Here is a 4,386-nt window from a genome sequence, read left to right on the forward strand (position 1 = left end):
ACTCCATACATGGGATCCACAGCAATCTTACCTAAATAGCTACGAATAAATAGTTTCCCCGGATAGTTTGTGATAAAATGCTTCAGATAAAAGATTTTTTTTAAGAGACTTGATTTTTCAAAAGTGAATTCGGGGGACATTTTGAGCTAACCCGGGTTTAACGGACGGGTTAATTATGAGACAGCTTAATTATTGCAATCTCGTCATTGATACACATATTATTGCCTGAAGGGGGGACACCACAATGTGTCCTTATTTATAAAGGGCTTAAAAAATCGCTTTTTTATCTCTTCTAGAACTATCTTTAGATTTTTTCATTATTATTTCGCCATCAGGCATTAGATAGTAAATTCTTCCTTGTAAAGAAAAAGGGGATGGTATACCCAGTCTTTTGTTTTCTTCCAATACTTTATGAGATGCTTCACACGCTTTTGATGTAATGTCTGTAAAATTTTTGTAAGTTTTTAGAGAAATATTCTTATTTGCAGGTTTTCGCATATTGTAAAGCCTCCTTGAATTTTTCAAATTCACAAATATCAATTATATTAATTATGTTGTTATTTCCAACAACAATATTTTTATATTGAAATTCATTATTATTAACAATTGCCCACTCATCAGCATAGTTTTTATATATGTTCCAAAAATTCAATAAACTCCTATAATAACGTCTTATTACATCATTATCTTCAACTAAATGACCGCCTTTTTTAACGCGCTCTATAATCCTTTCTATAAATAATTCTGTTGGATAGGCAAAAAGATAAAGTATAACAATTTCGTAATTATTTTTCTTTAACTGATAAAATCTTTTCCTTAAACCCAGTCCAGACATAGTAGTTTCAAAAGAAAAGCTTGTTTTTTTTGAAATAAGTTCATCTATTGATAAAAGAGCTTTTTTGCCGGCCGCAACAGATGATAATTTCTCTTTCACTTTAATTTCATCTGCATTAACAAATCTCATATTTGATTCTAGAATACTGTTAGCAAGCGTAGTCTTCCCACTTCCGTTTGCTCCTGAAAAAAGTATAACTTTTTACCTTTTAGTAATCATAATACCCTACAATTGTCGTTAGCGTAACTATAAGCATACAATGGGATCAAATCTTTATTCTTAAAAATCTTAGCAGTTTATTTGTTTGATATTCCTGGTAAAAAAAATAGACTTGGCACCCATTGTCATTATTATCTATTTAAATGATAAAATTAATCTGTTTATTTGTCATTTGATTGTTTTTTATTGTATTCTCCTTGTGATTGTTGGGAGTTTTGTTGCATTTGTTTTGCTTCGGGTGGATAGGTTACTGTTTTTACTGCTATATTTTGTACCTTTTGGTATGCATCTTCCAGCTGATGTGATAATTTCGAAATTTGCTCCTTCTGTTCTTTTGTAGCGCGCTCAAGTGATTCAATTTTTGCGATTGCTACATTTTTTTCACCCTCATATGTTTTCTTTAAAAGCTCTTCCCTATTTTTTGATTCTGATTGCAATCTATCTGTTGTTTCTTTGATTGCTTTATTAACCATTGTATCGATTTCCTTTGGAAAGCTATCTACCTTCTTTTGCAAATCATGAAATTCTTGTTCTTTTTCGAGTATATATTTTTCTCTTTCATCTAATTGTTTCTCTGCCTCTTCCTTAGTAGCTAGTATTTCTCTTTCGCGTTTTTCTTTTTCATCTTCAAACTTATCTTTTGCTATTTGTTGTTCCCTTTTGAATGTATATTCATATTCTTCCTTCTTTCTTTGTCTCGTCCTCGAGTCATCTATTTCCTGCGCTTTGATTTTTTCCTCGCGTTGAATTCTCTCATTTTGTTGTTCATCTCTCATTTTTTCTAATTCTTTATTAAATTCCTCCCCTTTATCATCCATCTCCTGCTCAAACTCTTGTCTTTTTACCGATTGAGATTCAATCAATGCAGCTAATGTTTGTGCATTTTTATCTATTTCGTATATTTCCTTGAGTTCTCTATTTTTATTTTCAATGGCTCCCTTGACATTTCTGTATTTATTAACCTCTTCTTCTAATCTATCGGACAGCTCGATCAACATTTTACCGATTTCTGCCCTTAGATCTCCGATACATTTAACTACACTTTCTGAAGATATAGAGTCCGCAACGGAAAGAATCTCATCAGTTTTTATTTTTAAGGTCATTTCCGCGGGTCTTAATTCCAGCTGATCCTTTTCTTGAAGCTGTTTGAGAATTTCTTCGTACGAATTTAACATTTCCTGTTTAGTATTAGACATCGAAATCTTTTTTTGGGGTGTTTTCTTTTCTACCATAACTGCATCCTTTCTTTTTTTATATTTTTGCGGCTTATATATTCAATATCCTGTGCTGGGTTATAATAATATCTAAGATTATGGCTGAAAGGCAAGAAAAAGTATAAGTTAATATTATTTAAAGGTTATATAAAATTTAATTATTTCGAAGAACAGAGTGCACGATATGGGCTTAAAGCTCCCGGCTACCTGTGCTTTTAAATTGTTTTTGTCTTACCCCGGTTCACTCAGTTTCAGAACATTTTCTTTTGTGAATATCTCAATATCCGACGGGTTTTCAAGGAAATTTCCAACATCTCCCTTAACCTTTTTCCAATCTGCATCTTGAACAGTGTTATATAAAAACGATCTCCAATTATCTTGTGATAAGACATCCCCTTTCCATCCTGTCTGAGACAATGCATTATTCAGAAGCGCTAAGTTTGGGACTATGTCTTTCCATTTAGAAAAATACCAGCCAATATCAAAGTAATCCCTGCCTTTAGTGTATTTTCTGTTCAGCAGTGCATGCAATTTACCTGCAAATAATGATGGTAAATCATACGTCAGAAACGCAATGGGAAAATATTTATTAACAATAGATGTTTCCAGCACGCTACCTTGTGGAGGCTTTGTATCAACTTTGATGTATAGCCTTCCCGAGAAGCCGCTAACTCTAAAACATACTCTTTCATAATGTTTTTTCATCCTTTTTGTATCGTACAATGTATTTTTCTATCATTCGGACAGCATCAAACAGTGACTTTTTATCATACCTCTTTGCATATTGAGCTAAAATATCAAGGTCGATCTTTTCAACGTTTTGCAGTCGCATTTCATTGAGGTAATCAAGTGTTACCCTTATTTTCTTCAAATAGAAAAAATCTAACAGGGCTTTTTCTGGTGAGGCAATAAATGCTGTCTGTTTATTCATACATACCGTTTTATACCCCCAGAAAAGAGAGCTCTTTATATGCCGATAATCATACACACCAACTTTTGTTATGAACTTACCCTGTCTTTTTGTGGTTACCGATGTATATACCGAAACACCTTCCGGGATCAAATCATGATACTCTAAAGCCTTCTCTAAACTAATATAGGAAGGGCTGATCAATGCCGATGCGACATAAGGCTCGAACAAATCGATTTTTCGATAGGGTTCCGCGAGGAGATACATCCCCCGCTTTAATTGAATTAGTTTACCGGTTTTCTGCCATCGACTAAACTGTACCTCTACAGCATTAACGGAAGAAGCCCCCGGTAAGAAAAGCTTCTTGTTTACTATAGGTAGTTTACCTGCAATTTTAATAAAATCTTCCCATTTCATACAATTATCTTATCATATATGTTAAGATATTGCAATACAAATGTTGAGATTATTCAAAATAAATCAGTAAGTCGTAAATCGGGACACTCTTTTTATGTCTTTTTATAGCAAGGTATTGAAACGAAATTCCGCAAAACTGGCAGACAGCGATTGGATTTGCGCGGTTTAAAGACTGTAGATATCGGATTATATGTTAGTACATTGGCAGGGCTTCCGCCACAAAGCGACGGCGGATCTGTCCTACGGCTGCAAAGCCCTGCGCTACATTCTGTTTAAAAAGACTTTTCCTACAAAGAAAAGTATCGATAAGAAGTTTATAAAGTGCTATAATACACTTATGATTAAAGAAACAGACAGAAAAACAATTTATGAAATTTCTAAAAAATATCACGTTAAGCGGGTGGTGCTTTTTGGATCATGCACAAAGCAAGAAAGAGAAAGCCGAGATATTGATATTGCGGTAGAAGGCCTCACGCCTAAAGATTTTTACAGTTATTATGGCGATCTTATGTTTTCTCTGTCAAAACCTGTTGATATTATTGATCTCTCTGGAATATCTAAATTCAACAAATTGATACAAAAAGAAGGGGTGGTTCTTTATGGCTAATTTTCGAGACAATATTGATGCTGAGTATGAAGCCATAGATAAAATCATCTCTGCTTTCATATTTCAGGGACACCATACTAAATTCAGAACTCCATACATGGGATCCACAGCAATCTTACCTAAATAGCTACGAATAAAATCGCTCGCAGCGAATATCTCAGAAATATTTGATAATTTTGAATTC

6 protein-coding genes are annotated in these 4,386 nt (G+C 33.7%); 1 reads left to right on the forward strand and 5 read right to left on the reverse strand.

Annotation, left to right across the window (positions count from 1 at the left end; all coding sequences use genetic code 11):
* Nucleotides 1–267: 267 nt before the first annotated feature.
* The 5 genes from P9M13_10305 to P9M13_10325 form a co-directional block, all read right to left on the reverse strand.
* The gene (locus P9M13_10305; protein MDP8263675.1) at nt 268–498 is read right to left on the reverse strand and encodes a hypothetical protein; all 231 of its coding nucleotides are present in this window, start codon (nt 496–498) and stop codon (nt 268–270) included.
* Nucleotides 479–1,030, reverse strand: coding sequence for a hypothetical protein (locus P9M13_10310; GenBank protein ID MDP8263676.1), 552 nt, complete (start codon nt 1,028–1,030; stop codon nt 479–481). The genes P9M13_10305 and P9M13_10310 overlap by 20 nt, the downstream gene beginning before the upstream one ends.
* Before the next feature lie 185 nt (nt 1,031–1,215).
* Nucleotides 1,216–2,286 carry a hypothetical protein gene (locus P9M13_10315; protein MDP8263677.1) on the reverse strand — a complete coding sequence of 357 codons (1,071 nt, stop codon included), beginning with the start codon at nt 2,284–2,286 and terminating at the stop codon, nt 1,216–1,218.
* A gap of 213 nt (nt 2,287–2,499) precedes the next feature.
* Nucleotides 2,500–2,973, reverse strand: a complete 474-nt coding sequence (locus P9M13_10320) for a nucleotidyl transferase AbiEii/AbiGii toxin family protein (protein MDP8263678.1) — start codon at nt 2,971–2,973, stop codon at nt 2,500–2,502.
* Nucleotides 2,957–3,595: a hypothetical protein gene (locus P9M13_10325; protein ID MDP8263679.1), complete on the reverse strand. Its 639-nt coding sequence runs from the start codon at nt 3,593–3,595 to the stop codon at nt 2,957–2,959. Before P9M13_10325 ends, P9M13_10320 begins: the two co-directional genes overlap by 17 nt.
* A 190-nt stretch (nt 3,596–3,785) precedes the next feature.
* Between P9M13_10325 and P9M13_10330 the strand changes: the two genes are divergently transcribed.
* Complete coding sequence (locus tag P9M13_10330) at nt 3,786–4,202, forward strand: hypothetical protein (protein ID MDP8263680.1); 417 nt, start codon at nt 3,786–3,788, stop codon at nt 4,200–4,202.
* The last annotated feature ends 184 nt before the right edge of the window (nt 4,203–4,386 follow it).

It is taken from the genome of Candidatus Ancaeobacter aquaticus (genome assembly GCA_030765405.1).
GTDB lineage: Bacteria > Auribacterota > Ancaeobacteria > Ancaeobacterales > Ancaeobacteraceae > Ancaeobacter > Ancaeobacter aquaticus.

Excerpts from the sequence above, each read along its gene's own strand:
- P9M13_10305 (MDP8263675.1), bottom strand. The coding sequence starts at position 498 with ATGCGAAAACCTGCAAATAAGAATATTTCTCTAAAAACTTACAAAAAT.
- P9M13_10315 (MDP8263677.1), bottom strand. The coding sequence starts at position 2,286 with ATGGTAGAAAAGAAAACACCCCAAAAAAAGATTTCGATGTCTAATACT.
- P9M13_10320 (MDP8263678.1), bottom strand. The coding sequence starts at position 2,973 with ATGAAAAAACATTATGAAAGAGTATGTTTTAGAGTTAGCGGCTTCTCG.
- P9M13_10325 (MDP8263679.1), bottom strand. The coding sequence starts at position 3,595 with ATGAAATGGGAAGATTTTATTAAAATTGCAGGTAAACTACCTATAGTA.
- P9M13_10330 (MDP8263680.1), top strand. The coding sequence starts at position 3,786 with ATGTTAGTACATTGGCAGGGCTTCCGCCACAAAGCGACGGCGGATCTG.